This window comes from Kocuria sp. SM24M-10, assembly GCF_001027955.1.
In the GTDB taxonomy this organism is placed as follows: Bacteria; Actinomycetota; Actinomycetes; order Actinomycetales; family Micrococcaceae; genus Kocuria; species Kocuria oceani.
On record NZ_LDNX01000162.1, the window covers coordinates 12,332 to 27,496 of the forward strand.

Annotated in this window: 16 protein-coding genes; 5 read left to right on the forward strand and 11 right to left on the reverse strand. The window is 72.7% G+C overall.

Annotated features, from left to right (window positions below):
* Nucleotides 1-41 precede the first annotated feature (41 nt).
* Complete coding sequence (locus ABL57_RS19025) at nt 42-698, forward strand: hypothetical protein (RefSeq protein ID WP_053005193.1); 657 nt, start codon at nt 42-44, stop codon at nt 696-698.
* Here ABL57_RS19025 and ABL57_RS19030 read toward each other — a convergent pair.
* From ABL57_RS19030 to ABL57_RS19065, 9 genes are all read right to left on the reverse strand, one after another.
* Nucleotides 691-1,383 (reverse strand): MOSC domain-containing protein, encoded by a 693-nt coding sequence (locus ABL57_RS19030; protein WP_047805061.1) that lies wholly within the window; start codon nt 1,381-1,383, stop codon nt 691-693. The two genes, ABL57_RS19025 and ABL57_RS19030, sit on opposite strands and share 8 nt — an antisense overlap.
* Nucleotides 1,380-1,781 carry a monovalent cation/H(+) antiporter subunit G gene (locus ABL57_RS19035; protein ID WP_053005195.1) on the reverse strand — a complete coding sequence of 134 codons (402 nt, stop codon included), beginning with the start codon at nt 1,779-1,781 and terminating at the stop codon, nt 1,380-1,382. Before ABL57_RS19035 ends, ABL57_RS19030 begins: the two co-directional genes overlap by 4 nt.
* The gene (locus tag ABL57_RS19040) at nt 1,778-2,035 is read right to left on the reverse strand and encodes a monovalent cation/H+ antiporter complex subunit F (protein WP_047805062.1); all 258 of its coding nucleotides are present in this window, start codon (nt 2,033-2,035) and stop codon (nt 1,778-1,780) included. The genes ABL57_RS19035 and ABL57_RS19040 overlap by 4 nt, the downstream gene beginning before the upstream one ends.
* On the reverse strand, nt 2,032-2,442 hold the full coding sequence (locus tag ABL57_RS19045) for a Na+/H+ antiporter subunit E (RefSeq protein WP_047805063.1): 411 nt from the start codon (nt 2,440-2,442) through the stop codon (nt 2,032-2,034). Before ABL57_RS19045 ends, ABL57_RS19040 begins: the two co-directional genes overlap by 4 nt.
* Nucleotides 2,439-3,944: a monovalent cation/H+ antiporter subunit D family protein gene (locus ABL57_RS19050; protein WP_047805064.1), complete on the reverse strand. Its 1,506-nt coding sequence runs from the start codon at nt 3,942-3,944 to the stop codon at nt 2,439-2,441. The genes ABL57_RS19045 and ABL57_RS19050 overlap by 4 nt, the downstream gene beginning before the upstream one ends.
* Nucleotides 3,941-4,387 (reverse strand): sodium:proton antiporter, encoded by a 447-nt coding sequence (locus ABL57_RS19055; protein WP_047805065.1) that lies wholly within the window; start codon nt 4,385-4,387, stop codon nt 3,941-3,943. The genes ABL57_RS19050 and ABL57_RS19055 overlap by 4 nt, the downstream gene beginning before the upstream one ends.
* The gene (locus tag ABL57_RS19060) at nt 4,387-7,350 is read right to left on the reverse strand and encodes a DUF4040 family protein (protein ID WP_047805066.1); all 2,964 of its coding nucleotides are present in this window, start codon (nt 7,348-7,350) and stop codon (nt 4,387-4,389) included. The genes ABL57_RS19055 and ABL57_RS19060 overlap by 1 nt, the downstream gene beginning before the upstream one ends.
* 91 nt (nt 7,351-7,441) lie before the next feature.
* Complete coding sequence (locus tag ABL57_RS22535) at nt 7,442-7,594, reverse strand: hypothetical protein (RefSeq protein ID WP_158041214.1); 153 nt, start codon at nt 7,592-7,594, stop codon at nt 7,442-7,444.
* A 37-nt stretch (nt 7,595-7,631) separates the two neighbouring features.
* On the reverse strand, nt 7,632-8,042 hold the full coding sequence (locus ABL57_RS19065) for a hypothetical protein (RefSeq protein ID WP_047805067.1): 411 nt from the start codon (nt 8,040-8,042) through the stop codon (nt 7,632-7,634).
* A gap of 132 nt (nt 8,043-8,174) precedes the next feature.
* Here ABL57_RS19065 and ABL57_RS19070 point away from each other — a divergent pair, with 132 nt between their 5' ends.
* Entirely contained in the window at nt 8,175-8,948 is a 774-nt protein-coding gene (locus tag ABL57_RS19070) for an NAD-dependent deacylase (protein WP_047805129.1), read from the forward strand.
* 267 nt (nt 8,949-9,215) lie between these two features.
* Entirely contained in the window at nt 9,216-10,043 is an 828-nt protein-coding gene (locus ABL57_RS19075; RefSeq protein ID WP_047805068.1) for an aldo/keto reductase, read from the forward strand.
* 54 nt (nt 10,044-10,097) lie between these two features.
* Here the strand turns inward: ABL57_RS19075 and ABL57_RS19080 are convergent, their stop codons facing one another.
* On the reverse strand, nt 10,098-10,709 hold the full coding sequence (locus ABL57_RS19080; RefSeq protein ID WP_082157591.1) for a dihydrofolate reductase family protein: 612 nt from the start codon (nt 10,707-10,709) through the stop codon (nt 10,098-10,100).
* A gap of 159 nt (nt 10,710-10,868) precedes the next feature.
* Between ABL57_RS19080 and ABL57_RS19085 the strand changes: the two genes are divergently transcribed.
* The gene (locus tag ABL57_RS19085; RefSeq protein ID WP_047805131.1) at nt 10,869-12,395 is read left to right on the forward strand and encodes a peptide MFS transporter; all 1,527 of its coding nucleotides are present in this window, start codon (nt 10,869-10,871) and stop codon (nt 12,393-12,395) included.
* A 104-nt stretch (nt 12,396-12,499) separates the two neighbouring features.
* Here ABL57_RS19085 and ABL57_RS19090 read toward each other — a convergent pair whose 3' ends face one another.
* Nucleotides 12,500-13,567: a nitronate monooxygenase gene (locus tag ABL57_RS19090; RefSeq protein ID WP_047805069.1), complete on the reverse strand. Its 1,068-nt coding sequence runs from the start codon at nt 13,565-13,567 to the stop codon at nt 12,500-12,502.
* 127 nt (nt 13,568-13,694) lie between these two features.
* On the opposite strand from ABL57_RS19090, the gene ABL57_RS19095 reads away from it, so the two are divergent.
* Nucleotides 13,695-15,158, forward strand: coding sequence for an APC family permease (locus ABL57_RS19095; protein ID WP_047805070.1), 1,464 nt, complete (start codon nt 13,695-13,697; stop codon nt 15,156-15,158).
* Nucleotides 15,159-15,165 lie beyond the last annotated feature (7 nt).

A 15,165-nucleotide genomic window follows, 5' to 3' on the forward strand; every position in this document is an offset into this window, starting at 1 on the left:
TGCCGCCGGTCCCGCACCGCCCGCGCCCCATAATGGAAGCCATGGACTCCCTCGGCACCTGGCCCCGGCCCGTTCCCGCGGACGATCGCGACTTCGACGTCCAGGTGATGAAGCGCCTGCGCACCGCGCACGGCGCGGACGGCGCCCCCGACCGCCCGTCGTGGGGCGAGCGGCTGGGCACCTCGATGCTGCTCGTGGTCCCGCTGCTCACGGCACTGGCCGTGGTCCTGCTGTGGCAGCAGTGGTCCCGCTCCGGGGCCGCGTGGCCGCTCGCGCTGATCGCCGTGATCCTCGTGGCCACCGCACTGTGGTGGACGGCCCGGCTCCGCCGGGCCTTCACCGCGGCCCAGGGCCGGCTCGGCACCCGCCTGGCCCACGTGGTCGACCACGGGGTGGGCGTGGTCCGGGAGCTGACCCTGGAGCCCCTCACGGCGCAGGACGGCACCCCGGCGGAGGCGCCCGAGGACGGTGGGCGGGTGCGCGCCCGCCTCGAGCTGTCCGTCAACCCGGTCCGCGGCTCCCGGTTCCGCACGGTGGTGGAGGCGGTCTACGACGCCGACGCGGCCCTGCTCCTGGAGGTCGGCTCGCACGGGCCGGTGCGCTTCCTGCGCGACGACCCCGAGGGCACCGCGGTGATCGACACCCGGCTCTCCGAGGCGCAGGTCGAGCAGGTCTACCGGGGCGCCGCCCTCAACTGACGCCCCGCCGCTGCGCCCGGCGGGCCTCCGCGCGGCGCTCCTTCTCGATCCGCCGGCTCAGCTGCTCGCACAGGTCCTCCCCCGCCCGCAGCAGCTCCGGCAGGCGGTCCCGCTCGGTGGTCTGCGCGCGGAAGGCGTCCGTCACGCCCACCCCGTGCTCGGCCCGGCGGACCAGGTCGACCGCCTGCCCGGCCCGCACCGCGCCCGGGGAGAGCACCTTGAGGTAGGCCCCCGAGCGGCCGCGCTCGGTGAACCTCCGCAGCCATCCGCGCACCTCCATGACCCCGCGGAACGTGCCGCAGGGGATGCGCGCGTCGGTCACCTGCAGCAGCACGTCCCCGATCCGCCAGACGTCGCCCAGCCGGGCGTCGTCGACGTCGAAGCCGGCGAGCGTGAGGTTCTCCCCGAAGGAGCCGTCGGGCAGCTCCCGGCCCAGCTCCTGCGCCCAGAAGTCCAGCTCCTCGCGCGCGAACGCGTAGACCGCCTGGTCCGTGCCGCCGTGGTGGGTGCTGTTGCCGATGAAGTCCCCGGCCACGCCGGAGCCGAGACCGCCCCTGCGCGGTCCGGGGTCGCGGATCGCCACGGGACCCGCCACCGGGCGCTTGCGGATGCCCGTGGGCAGGGAGGACCGGGCGGGGTTCTCCTCGGCCCGGCCGACGTTGACGCTGCGGACGCGGGCGGTCACCGACGGACGTCCTTCCCCGGGTGGTCGCTCGCTCCCCCGTCGGACCCGTCCAGTTCGTTGTGGTGGGTCGGGGAGTACACCGCGGAGCCGATGAGGTACCCGGAGCGGGCCAGCGCCATGCTGCCCACGGCCGACGTCAGCAGCTGCAGGACCACCGCGGCGAGCAGCTTCACGGCGTTCTCCACGCCGGGCAGGAAGAAGAACGCCCCGGTGAGGACGAACGAGACGCCGATGCCCGCGGCGGTGGCGATCGCCGAGGACCGGGTGTAGAGGTCGGGGAGCGTGATGATGCCCACCGTGGCGGTGAGGAAGACCAGGGCGCCCAGGACGATGAACGCCTGCCCCACGATGCTCATCCACAGGGTGTCGTGCATGATCAGGTCGAACTCCACACTCATCGCCTCCCCTTGGTCAGCGCGCGGGCGAGCGACAGGGTCGCCAGGAAGCCCACGAGGGTGGCGACGAGCACCAGGTCGAAGACCGGCGGGCTCATCGCCAGGACGCCGAACAGCGCGATGAGCCCCACCACGGCGAAGAACAGCAGGTCGGCGGCGATGGCCCGGTTCGCGTCGTTGGGGCCGCGGAACATCCGCACCCCCGCGACGAGGACGGAGCCGGCGAGCACCAGCACGCCGAAGAGGATGCCGATCATCGGGGCGCCCCGTCCACTCGGATGCCGTTCAGCATGTGCGTCTCCATCTCCTGCAGGCTCGACCGTGCGTCCCGCGGTCCGTCCGAGTACATGGCGTGCACGAAGAGGTCGTACTCCTGCGTGCGGCCCTCTCCCCCGCCGTCCGTACCGTCCGCGCCGTCCGCGCCGTCACGGGACCGGGCCACGGTGGCCAGGGTCAGGGTGCCCGGCGTCAGCGAGATGAGCACGCTGAGCAGGACGGTCTCGAACTCGCTGCGGCACCGGGTGCGGTAGCGCACCACGATGGGCGAGGACCGGTGACCGGGCGTGAACACGTCCTGGGTCACCGCCACATTGGAGAGGACCAGCGCCCACGCGTACCAGAGCAGGAAGCCGAGCAGCCGGAACGGCCAGGTCAACCACTTCACGAGGAGGTCACCGCCTCCACGAACGCGCTGGTGTCCACGAGTCCCTCCGCGGCCGTGGCCGAGACGCCGAGCAGCAGCTCACCGCCCACCCCGAGGGCGAGGGTGACGACCGCCAGGACGAGAGCGGGGGCGATGAGGCCCACCGGGATGCGGCGCTCCTTCGTGCCCACGGCGGTGACCACCTCGCTCGACGAGTTCTCCGGCTCCCCCAGGAACATCCGGCCCCAGATCTTGAGCGAGTACAGGAGGGTGAAGAGGCTGACCGCGACCGCCACGAGGGCGACCGCGACCTGCTGCTCCTCGAACGCCGCCAGGATCAGCGCGAGCTTGGCCACGAACCCCGAGAACGGCGGGATCCCGGTCAGGGACATGGCCGCGGCGAAGAACACCACCGCGGTGAGCGGTTCCCGCCGGAGCAGACCCGTGACCTCGCCCAGCGGTTGGCGCCCGTAGGCGATCTCCACCGCGCCGGTGGACAGGAACAGGGACACCTTCACCACCGTGTGGTGCAGCAGGTAGAAGATGCCCGCGGTGAGGCCCACGGCTCCGAACAGGGCGACGCCCAGCAGGATGTAGCCGATCTGGCTCACCGTGGAGTGGGCGAGGATCGCGCGCGCGTCCCGCTCCCCCACGGCGCCGAGGACGCCGATCACCATGCTCGCGGAGAACACCACGACCCCGATCCACAGGTACTGCGCCATGCCATCGAAGATCACGGCGTAGATCCGGTAGATCGCGTAGACCGCGACCTTCGTGTGCAGCCCCGAGAAGAGCGCGGTGACGGTGGGCGACATGAAGGGGTAGGTGCGTGCCAGCCAGCCGTGCACGGGCACCACGGCCGCCTTGACCGCCAGGGCGGAGAGGACCACCGCGACCGACACCGCCACGGCGGTGGACTCCGCCGCCCGGCCGGCCAGCTCGCCCACGTTCACGGTGCCCGCCGTGCCGTAGACCAGCCCCACGCCGGCGAGGAAGATCGTGGAGGCCAGCAGGTTGACGCTCACGTAGATCCGCGAGGACGTGACCTGCATCAGTCGTCCCCGCCCGCGGTGGGCGAGGATGATCAGCGCGTAGGACGGCAGGAGCATGACCTCGATGAACACGAAGAGGTTGAACAGGTCCGCCGTGAGCAGGGCCCCGTTGAAGCCCGCGGTGAGCACGAGCACCAGCGGGCCGAAGTAGCGCTTCTCCGCCTGCCCCGAGACCACCCCGAACCAGCAGGTGACCAGGGTCACGAAGCCGGTCACGGTGAGCATCAGCGCGGTGAAGAGGTCGGCGGCGAACGGGATGGCGACGCCGGTGGGCCAGAGGCCGATGCGGTGGGCCAGCACGGTGTCGCCGTCCAGGAGGGTGGTCAGCAGCCACACCGCCCACACGACGTCGGCGCCCAGGACGGCCAGCAGCCCCGCCTTGCCGATCCGCTGGGAGTTCCCGGCCAGCACCAGCACGCCGGCGGCCAGCAGGGGGACGATGACGAAGAACGGGATCAGGTCCGCGGTCATGCGCGACCACTCCGCCCCGGTCCCCGCTCGCGGCGGACGCCCAGCGGGCCCGTTCCCGCGGGTGCGTCGCGGTGCGTCCCGGTGCTGTCAGCGGGGTCGTCCATCAGGTCAGGGGTCTCCATCTCCCGGCCGGTGAGCTCGAGGTCGGTGTCGTCGTCGTCGTCGCCGGTCACGGCGAGCACGAGCATGTACATGGTGATCGCGAAGGCGATGACGATCGCCGTCAGCACGAACGCCTGGGGCAGCGGGTCCGCCGTGGTCGCCGGGTCCGGGAAGGCCCCCAGGGGCTCGCCCCGCCGGTCCACGCCGCCGGCCGCCATGATCAGCAGGTTCACGCCGTGGCTGAGCAGGGCGAACCCGATGATCAGCCGGACCATGCCGCGCCGCAGCATCATGAACACGCCGCCCCCGATGAGCACGCCCACCGTCAGTGCGAGTGCCATCAGGAATCGTCTCCTCGGTGTCGGTCGGTGCCCTCGGCGGAGGTCCCGGAGGGCGTCCCCGCGGCGGTCCCTGTGGCGGTTTCCGTCCCGCGTCCGGACTGCCGCTCGAGGACCCGGACCCTGCTGCGGTCCAGAGGCGCCGTGCTGGGGTGGTGCGGCTCGGCCGTGGTGCTGGTCGGGCGGGGACCCGGCACCGGCACCGCGGTGGAGCCCACCCGCCGGAGGGGCGGCGGCTCCTTCTCCTCCACCCCCAGGCGGCTGATCGCCGCGAGGATCACACCGACCACCGCCAGGTACACGCCGACGTCGAAGATCAGCGCCGTGGTGATGTGGACGTCGAGCACGTAGAAGTGCAGCGGGCGGAGGAACGAGCCCTCGGCCAGGCCGAGGAGGCCCACGCCCACCGCGACGACGACCCCCGCGCCGATGAGCTTCAGGTAGGGCAGCTCGAGGCGGCTGACGCGGTCGTCCTGGGCGGCGAGGTAGACGAGGGCGATGCCGGCCGCGCCGATGAGCGCGGCGATGAACCCGCCGCCGGGCTGGGTGTGCCCGCGGAGCAGGAAGTAGAGGGACAGGACGACGATCACCGGTCCGAGCAGACGGTCCGCGACCCGCAGGATCATGGTGTTGTCCTCGGCGTCGCTGATCGGGGAGCCCGCCGGCTCCGTGACGGGGCTGTGCAGCTTGGGCAGCAGGCCCCGCGACTCCAGGGCCACGACGATCGCGATGCCGGCCACGCCCAGCACGGTCAGCTCGCCCAGGGTGTCCAGGGCGCGGAAGTCGACGAGGATCGTGTTCACCACGTTCGTGCCGCCGGTCTCCGCCTCGCCCTCCGTGAGGAAGTACTGCCCCGCGTCGGAGAGCCCGCGGCGGCCGGTGAGCGACCACACGGCCACGGAGGCGGCGGCGCCCGCGAGGACCGCGACGACGGCCGCGAGGGTCGTCCGCCGTCTGCCCGTGCGGTGGAAGGTGGACGGCAGGCGGTTGAGCAGCAGCACGATCACCACCACGGTCAGGATCTCGACGAGCAGCTGGGTCAGCGCCACGTCGGCCGCGCCGAGCTCGAAGAACCACAGCGCCACGGCGAAGCCCACCACCCCGATGATGGTCACGAGGGCGATCCGGCTGCGCACGCCCAGCGCCAGCAGCACCCCCACCAGGACCACGCCGAGCAGGATCCAGTCCAGCGGCTCCGTCACGTCGCCGTGCAGCGGCGGGACGTCGACCGTGGCCACTCCCACGACGGTCAGCAGCACCAGCACGACCACGGGCGGGACCAGGTGCCGGTAGGGGGCGTCGGTGCGGGTGAGGTCCCCGACCCGCTCGCCCAGGGCGACGGAGCCGTTCCGGAACGCCTCGACCGCGCCCACCCCGGTGACGGGCGACAGCTCCCGGTCCAGGACCCGGTCCATCCTCCTCCGCGCCAGCACGAGTGCGCCGCCGAGGGCGAACACCGCCAAGGACATGTACAGCTCGGGGGCGAAGCCGTGCCACAGGCCCAGGTGGGGCTCGGCGTCGGGCCCGGCGACGGCGGCGGAGGCGGCCCCGAGCAGCGGCTCCGCCAGCACGCCGGCCAGCCCCAGTGCCAGACCGGCCACGGAGACCAGCGCCACCGGGGCCAGGAAGGCGGCGGAGGCCTCCTTCGGCGGGTCCTCGGCCGGGCGTCCGGGGAAGATCGTGACGACCATCCGGGCGGAGTAGGCGAACGTGAAGGACGCGGCCAGGACCGCCACGGCGCCCACGAGCCACACGGCGGCCGGCGGCCCGGGGTTCTCCGCCATGGCCTTGAACATGGCCTCCTTGGAGACGAAGCCGAACAGCGGGGGGAGCCCCGCCATGGAGACCGCGGCGAGGGTCATCACGACGGCGGTGACGGGCATCGTCCGGGCCAGCCCGGAGAGCCTGCGGATGTCCCGGCTGCCGGCCTGGTGGTCGATCACGCCCAGGGACATGAACAGCGCGGACTTGAACAGCGCGTGGGCGGCCACGTGCACCACGGCCCCCACCACGGCGTAGGAGGTGCCGATACCGATGGTCGCGGTCAGGAACCCCAGCTGGCTCACCGTGGAGTAGGCGAGCAGCTCCTTGAGGTCATGGCGCTGCAGGGCGAACACCGCGCCCATCAGGGCGGTGAACAGGCCCACCGAGATGAGCAGGACGTTCCACACCGCCACCTCGCTGAGGGCGGTGGAGAAGCGCAGCATCAGGTAGATGCCCGCCTTCACCATGGCGGCGGCGTGCAGGTAGGCGCTCACGGGAGTGATGGCGACCATGGCATCGGGCAACCACGCGTGGAAGGGGAACTGCGCGGACTTGGTGAAGGCCGCCAGTGCGATCAGCACCGCCACGAACGCCGCGAGGCCCGGGGACGTGGACCACACGTCGTCGACGAGGATCTCGCTGAGGCGCGTCGTCCCGGTCGCCACCCACATCGCGACCGCCGCGGCGAGCAGGCACAGCCCGCCGGCGAAGGTGACCAGGAACGTCCGGATGGCCGGGTCCCGGGCGTGCGGTCCCGAGCGGGCGATGAGCAGGAAGGAGCACAGCGTGGTGAACTCCCACATGACGAACAGGAGGACCACATCGTCGGCCAGGACGAGCCCGAGCATCGCGGCCGCGAAGAACGTCATCAGGCTGTAGAACGCCGCGTGGCGGCCCCGGCCGAGGTAGCGGGCGGAGTAGGCGATGACCACCGCGCCGATGACCAGCACCAGCAGGCCGAAGAACAGACCCAGGCCGTCGAGCCGGAGGTGGAAGGAGATCCCGAGCGTGGGCATCCACGGGACCGCCTCGCTCACCCCTGCCGGGTCGGTGCGGCCGTTCCAGGCCGAGACGAGGCCCGCGGCGAGCGCCAGCAGGGCCGCGGCGATCGGCCAGCCCGCGTCCCGGCCCGCACGGCGGCCGAGCAGCCCGGCCAGCGGGGCCAGGAGGTTGGTGAGAACCAGAATGAGAAGGAGGGACACGCCTGAATTACCGTCCGGTCGTGGTGAGGAGGGTCCGGTGGGGTGCCGACGGACCGATCCCTCTGCGAGAGCCGGGGCCGGTCAGGAGGTGTCAGAGTTCGGAGGGGTATCCGGAGAGCGACGGGCCCCAGGACGTGGTGTAGCCGTTGGTGCCGACGGGCAGGTTCCGCCCGCCCGGGAGCAGCACGCAGGTCGAGGGCACATCGTGGCCTCGGTGCGCGGGGACCCGTACGGCTGGACTCATCAGCCCGAATCTAGCACGGGCGACCGGGTGTCAGCGCTCAGCGCCGCGGCCCGTGGGCCCGGGAACCGGTGTGGGGCACCGTGGGGGTCGCGGCCGTCTCGGCCTCCGGCTCGACGATCGCCCGGCGCAGCCCCTCCCGGGACGGCTCCGCGGAGATCCCTCCGAGCGGATCGGTGTCCGGGTCGGCCTCCGGGCCGTCCCCGCGCTCGTCGGCGGGGCGCCGGGTGCGGGACACCCGTGCGGGCAGGGTGGGGCGCCGACCGCCCGCGCGCGGGGCGTCGTGGATCTCGGTGACGGACACGGCCATCGCGTTGAGCGCGAGACCGAGGAGCACGAACACCCACGCCGCGACGGGGTACCACGCCAGGCCGAGGAGCACTCCGATCACGATGAGAGCGATGGAGGTCAGGTAGGCCGGGGTGAGAACGCGCTGGACGTTGAACTTCATGGGTTCCATTCCACCACGCGCGCGCGTGGATCGACCAACGCACCCGCGCGATTCCCGGCCCGCACCCAGGCTCGCGCCCGGCCGCGCGGCGGAGCGTGGCCCCGGCGGCCCTCCGCGTATACCGTGGGCGGCATGGACGACCTGGATCCCGAGCTGCTCGCCCTCGCCCGGTCCGCCCGCACGGTCACCGTGCTCACCGGCGCCGGGATGTCGGCGGAGAGCGGGGTGCCCACGTTCCGCGACGCCGGGACCGGACTGTGGGCCCGGTGGTCCCCGGAGGAACTGGCCACGCCCGAGGCCTGGGAAGCCGATCCGGAGCTCGTGTGGTCCTGGTACCTGTGGCGGGCGCGGCAGCTGTGCCGGCTGCGCCCCAACGCCGGGCACCGGGCGCTCGCCCGGTGGGCCGGGCGGGCCCGGGTGCAGGTGGTGACCCAGAACGTGGACGACCTGCACGAGCGGGCCGGGTCGGAGGTCCTCGCCCATCTGCACGGCAGCCTGTTCGCCTTCCGCTGCTCGGCCTGCGGCGCGCCCTTCCCGGGGGCGCTCGTCCCCGGCCTGTCCCCGGTGGACCCGGAGGAGCCGGTGGACCCGGAGGAGCCGACCCGCGAGCGACCGCCGATGTGCCCGGTGTGCGGCGGGGCCGTCCGCCCCTCCGTCGTCTGGTTCGGGGAGCTGCTGCCCGAGGGTGCCCTGGAGCGCGGCGCCGACGCCGTGGCGGAGGCCGACCTCGTGCTCGTGGTGGGCACCTCGGGGCTGGTGCAGCCCGCGGCCTCCCTCCCGCTCATCGCCGCCGGCCGCGGGATCCCGGTCGTGGAGGTCAATCCCGAGGACACGGCCCTCACCCCGCACGCGGACTGGGTCGTGCGGGCCCGCTCCGCCGAGGCGCTGCCCCGCCTCCTGCCCTGAAGTCAGCCCGGACTCCGGTCCGGACTCGGGCCCGACGGGAACCGTCCCGCGCCGTCCCGGTGAGCGCCCCCGGCGGAGCACCGGGGGCCGGGCGCCGGCCGTCGGACGCCGATAGCTGAGAGCAGAAAGCAGCCTGTCCTTCTTGTCACGGGCCCCCGGCGGCCACAGACTGAACGACGGACACCAGCTCCGGGGCCCCGTTCCGGAGCCCACCCCTTCCAGCCACCGGCTGGTTCCCCACGAAAGGCACGGTCCATGACCCAGTCCATGACGCAGTCCCCCACCCTGCCCCTGCACGACGGCAGGACCATCCCGCAGCTCGGCTACGGTGTCTGGCAGGTCGACGCCGACATCGCCGAGGACGTGGTGGGCCAGGCCCTGGCGGCCGGGTACCGGCACATCGACACCGCCATGATCTACGGCAACGAGGAGGGCGTCGGCCGGGCCATCGCCAACAGCGGCATCCCGCGCGACGAGATCTTCGTGACCACCAAGCTGTGGAACGAGGACCAGGGCTACGACTCCGCCCTCGAGGCGATCGACGCCTCCCTGGAGCGCCTCGGCCTGGAGTACGTGGACCTGTACCTCATCCACTGGCCCACGCCGAAGCGCGGGAAGTACCTGGACACCTGGAAGGCCTTCCGGGAGATCCGCGACAGCGGCAAGGCCCGCTCGATCGGCGTCTCCAACTTCCCGCAGGAGGAGCTGCAGGAGATCATCGACGAGACCGGCGTGGTCCCGGTGGTCAACCAGGTGGAGCTGCACCCCTACTTCAACCAGGCCGCGCTGCGGGACTTCAACGCCTCCCACGGCATCCTCACCGAGGCGTGGTCCCCCCTGGGCCAGGGCGGCGACCTGCTGAAGGACCCGGCCATCGCCTCGATCGCCCGAAAGCACGGCGCCACCCCCGGCCAGGTCATCATCGCCTGGCACCTGGCGATCGGGAACGTGGTCTTCCCCAAGACCGTCACCCCCGAGCGGATCCGCGAGAACTTCGCGGCCCTCGACGTGCAGCTCGACGCCGAGGACGTCGAGGCGATCAGCGGCCTCGACAACGGCGGGCGCATCGGCTCGGACCCGAAGGACTTCAACTGAGTCCTCGGCGTCCGGGGACGGTCCCCCGCCCCTGACGACCGCCCGCACCGGTGCTCACCGGTGCGGGCGGTCTCCTGCGCGGTGCGGATCGGCCACGCGGTAGGCCTCCTGGACCAGCCCGCCCGGGAAGGACCGCACGTCCACCAGCTCCAGCGGGACGTCCGTGCCCGCCCCGGCGAACGGGGAGATGCCCTCCCGCAGCAGCACCGGCACGCGCGTCAGCACGAGATCGTCGATCCGGCCAGCGTCGAGGAAGGAGCGGATCGTGGCGCCGCCGTCCACGTAGACGTGGCGGGCACCCACGGCGTCGAGCAGTTCGACCGCCCGGGGCACGGACGGCGCCCACTGCACCGGAGGAGCCGTTCCCGGGCCCGGGCCTCCGGAGCCCAGCACCACCACGGGACGCTCGCCGTAGGGCCAGTCGCCGAAGCCCAGGACCTGCTCGTAGGTGACGCGGCCGAGGACCACGGCGTCGATCCCGGCCAGGAACGCCTCGTAGCCCAGGTCCCCGGCCCCCGCCTCCGCGGCGGCGGCCCCGCGGCTCTCGAGCCAGGCCAGGTCCCCGTCCGGGCGGGCGATGTACCCGTCCACGCTCAGCCCGATGTACACGTGCCCGGCCCAGCCGGACCTGCCCCGTCCGGTGTCCTCGTCGCGCTCCGTCCCCACGTCCCGCCTCCTCGTTCCGGCCCCTCGTCCGACCGCTCCCCACGCTAGCCCGGGGGCGGAGCCGCGGAACGCCCCGTGACAGAACCGTTGCAGGGCGGGGCCCGCCCGTCCCGCCCGCCGATTGGTGCGGGACCGGCCGACGGGTGAACCATGGTGGTCATGAAACACAACACTTCCCGGGCGGGCGACGGCACCACCAGCGCCGCCGCCCCGCACGGCAACCCCGACAACGTCCCGGGCGCGGACCTGCCCCGCCCCGAAGGGAAGACCTTCTTCGGACAGCCCCGCATGCTGGCGAACCTGTTCAGCGTGGAGCTGTGGGAGCGCTTCTCCTTCTACGGCATGCAGGGCATCGTCCTGCTCTACATGTACTTCGCCACGACCGAGGGCGGGCTGGGCATCGACCAGTCGACCGCCGCCGGCATCGTGGGCGCCTACGGCGGCGCCGTCTACCTGTTCGCCATCCTCGGCGGGTGGGTGGCCGACCGGCTGCTGGGCTCCGAGCGCACCATGTTCGTCAGCGGCGTGCTCATCATGGCCGGGCACATCTCCCTGGCCCTCCTCCCCGCGGTCGCCGGCCTGGCGATCGGGCTGATCCTCATCGCCGTCGGCTCGGGCGGGCTCAAGGCCACGATCACCAACCTCGTGGGCTCCCTCTACGAGCGCCACGACCCGCGCCGGGACGCCGGGTTCTCGATCTTCTACATGGGCGTCAACATCGGCGGCCTGACCGGCCCGCTGCTGACCGGCCTCGCCCAGCAGACCTGGGGCTTCCACCTCGGCTTCGGCCTCGCCGCGATCGGCATGGCGTTCGGGCTCACCCAGTACGCACTGGGCCGGCGCCGGCTGCCCGGCGAGGTCCACCACGTGCCCAACCCCCTGCCCCGCAGCGCGTACGGCCGGTGGATCGGCGTCGCGCTCGCCGCGCTCGCCGTGGTCGCCGCCGCGGTGCTCACGGGCGTGCTCAACGCGGCCAACCTGGCGGACGTCGTGGTGGTCGTGACCGTGCTGGCGGCCGTGGCCCTGTTCGTGCTCCTGCTCACCAGCGCGAAGGTCGACGACGACGAGCGCTCCCGCGTGCGGTCGTTCATCCCGATGTTCATCGGCTCGGCCGCGTTCTGGGCGCTCTTCCAGCAGCAGTTCACCGTGATCACCATCTACTCCGACACCCGGCTGGACCGGACCCTGGGCGACTGGACCATGCCGATCTCCTGGGTGCAGTCCTTCAACCCCTTCTTCATCATCCTGCTCGCCCCGGTGTTCGCGGTGCTGTGGACGCGGCTGGGCGAGCGGCAGCCGTCGACTCCCGCCAAGTTCGGTCTCGGCATCGTCCTGATGGGGTCGGCGTTCCTGATCTTCCTGCCCATGGTCGGGGTGTCCTCCGTGCCGGTGCTGTGGGCGGCGCTGATCCTGCTCGTGGCCACCCTCGGCGAGCTGCTGGTCTCCCCGGTCGGGCTGTCCCTGTCCACCCGGCTGGCCCCCCGGGCCTACCCGGTGCTGATGGTCTCCCTGTTCTACCTCTCCGTGGCCCTGGGCACGGCCCTGTCCGGGTCCCTGGCCGGGTACTACAGCGAGCAGTCGGAGGCCGCCTACTTCGGCGTCCTCGGCGCGGTGACGATCGTCATCGGCGCGGGCCTGCTGGTGCTCTCCCCCTGGATCCGCCGCCGGATGCGCGGGGTGCGCTGACCGGAGCTGGATCCGCGGGGCGGCGCCGGCCGGGCCCCGCGTCACTGCGGGCGGTCGCCCGCTCCCGTCCTCCGGCGCTCCGGCGCCGGAGGACGGGCTGCCGCTCAGGTGCCGACGATCTGCGCCACCACGTCCGCCGCGGGGCACTCCCGTGCCGCGGCGAAGGCCGGACCTGCCCACAGCGAGATGGTCTCGGGGTCCCCGGCGGCCGCCGCTGCCGCCCGCAACGGCTTCGTCAACTGGTTGACGTCCGGATATGCCGCTGGAGCAATATTCGAGTAGCGGTCGACGAACCCGTTCCGCAGGCCGCGGGCCAGGCGGCCGGAGAACGCCCGGGTCACGACCGTCTCCCGGTAGCGGCCCGAGCCGAGGGCCTCCCGGTACGCGGCGGAGGTCCCGGCCTCGTGGGTGCGCAGCAGCAGCGTGCCGACCTGGACCGCGTCCGCCCCGGCGGCCCGCGCGGCCTCCGCGTCCGCGCGCGAGGCGATGCCCCCGGCCGCCACGAGCGGGAGGTCGACCGCGGCGCGGACCGCGGCGACGAGCTCGGCCAGGGGCTCCTCGCCCGCCACGTCCTCGGTGCGGTGCGTGCCCCGGTGGCCGCCGGCGGCCGGGCCCTGCACGGTCAGCAGGCCGGCACCGGCCCGGGCCGCCGCCTCCGCCTCCGGGACCGAGGTCACCGTGACGGACGTCGTGCTGCCCACCGCCGCCAGCCGCTCCAGGACGGACGCCGCCGGCAGGCCGAAGGTGAACGAGACCACCGGCACCCGCAGCCGTTCGAGGAGCTCGAGCTTGGCCGCCCAGCCGTCGTCGTCGGCCGGGTCCGTGGCGGGCAGCTCGACCCCGTGGTCCCGCGCGGTCTCCTGCAGCGCCTCCCGGTAGGCGGCGAGCGACCAGTGCACGGCCGGGTCCACGGCGGGGCCCGGCGCGGCGGTGTTCGCAGCCTGCGGCACGAACACGTTCACCCCGAACGGACCGCCCGTCAGCGCCCGGACCTCCTCGACGTCCGCACGGACCCCCTCGGCCGGGCGGTTCCCGGCGGCGAGGAACCCCAGGCCGCCGGCGGCGCTGACCGCCGCCGCCAGCGCGGGAGTCGACGGTCCTCCCGCCATCGGGGCGCCCACGAACGGCACGGAGAGATCGGACAGCCGGAAGCGGGGCGCGATGCTGGTCATGACACCCAGGCTAGGAACACGCACGGTCCGCGTCATCCCCTGCACCGCGCCCCGGCCGTGGCATAGGCTGTGCCCAGATCACCGTCCGCCCGGGCGTGGGCCGGGCACGACCGATTCGAGGCATCCGATGGCTCAGTCAGCAGACTCCAAGACCCGGTCCCGCCCGCAGCCGGAGCTCAAACGCGTGATGGGCCCGGGGCTGCTCCTGCTCTTCATCGTGGGGGACATCCTCGGCACCGGCGTGTACGCCCTGACCGGCAGCATCGCCGGGGAGATCGGCGGCGCCGCCTGGGCCCCGATCCTCGTGGCCTTCGTCGTGGCGACCATCACCGCGTTCTCCTACCTGGAACTGGTGACCAAGTACCCCGGGGCCTCGGGCGCGGCCCTGTACACGCACAAGGCGTTCGGCATCCACTTCGTCACGTTCCTGGTGACCTTCGCCGTGCTGAGCTCGGGGCTGACCTCCGCGTCCACCGCGGCCTCCGCCGTGGCCTCGAACTTCGCCCGGGGCTTCGGCCTGGACGTGGGCACCACCGGGATCACGGTGATCGCCGTGAGCTTCATCGCGATCCTGGCCGCGATCAACATCCGCGGCGTGACAGAGGGGCTGGCCTTCAACGTGGTCCTCACCTCGATCGAGCTCACCGGACTGCTCATCGTGATCCTCGTCGGGTTCTGGGCAGCGTTCCAGGGCAACGCCGACTTCAGCCAGACCGTGGTCTTCGAGACCTCCGAGGACAAGGGCATCTTCCTGGCGCTGACCGCCGTGACCTCGCTGGCGTTCTTCTCCTTCGTGGGCTTCGAGGACTCCGTCAACATGGTCGAGGAGACCAAGCACCCCAGCCGCGACTTCCCGCGCGTGATGCTCTTCGGCCTGGGCCTCACGGGCGTGGTCTACATCCTGGTCTCGATCTTCACCGTGGCGGTCGTGCCCATCGGCGTGCTCGGGGAGTCGACCACGCCGCTGCTGGACATGGTCCGGATCGGGGCCCCGAACATCCCGATCGACACCATCTACCCGTTCCTGACGATCTTCGCCGTGGCCAACACCGCGCTGATCAACATGCTCATGGCCTCCCGCCTGCTCTACGGCATGGCGCGGCAGGGGGTGCTGCCGGACTTCCTGGGACACGTGCTGCACGGCCGCCGGACCCCGTGGTCCGCGATCGTGTTCACCACGCTGCTCGCCATGGGCCTGATCGTGGTGATCAACAACCTCCTCGGCAGCGGGACGGCTAGCGCCCTCGGCGGCACCACCGCACTCCTGCTCCTCGGGGTGTTCACCATCGTGAACATCGCGGCGATCATCCTGCGCAAGGACCACGGACCCACCCACGACTACTTCCACGCCCCGCGGGTCCTGCCGTACCTGGGCGCGATCACCTGCGCCTACCTGGTGGGGCCGTGGGCGCAGGATCTCATCGAGTACCAGATCGCGGTGGTCCTGCTGCTGATCGGCCTGGGCCTGTGGGTCGTCAACTTCCTCTACGACCGCCTGTTCCTCGGCCGCAAGGTACGGTTCGAGAACCCCGAGGACCTCGCCCGGCTGGAGGACGAGCCCGAGGGCGGGGACCCGCACCACACCCTGTGACCCGGTC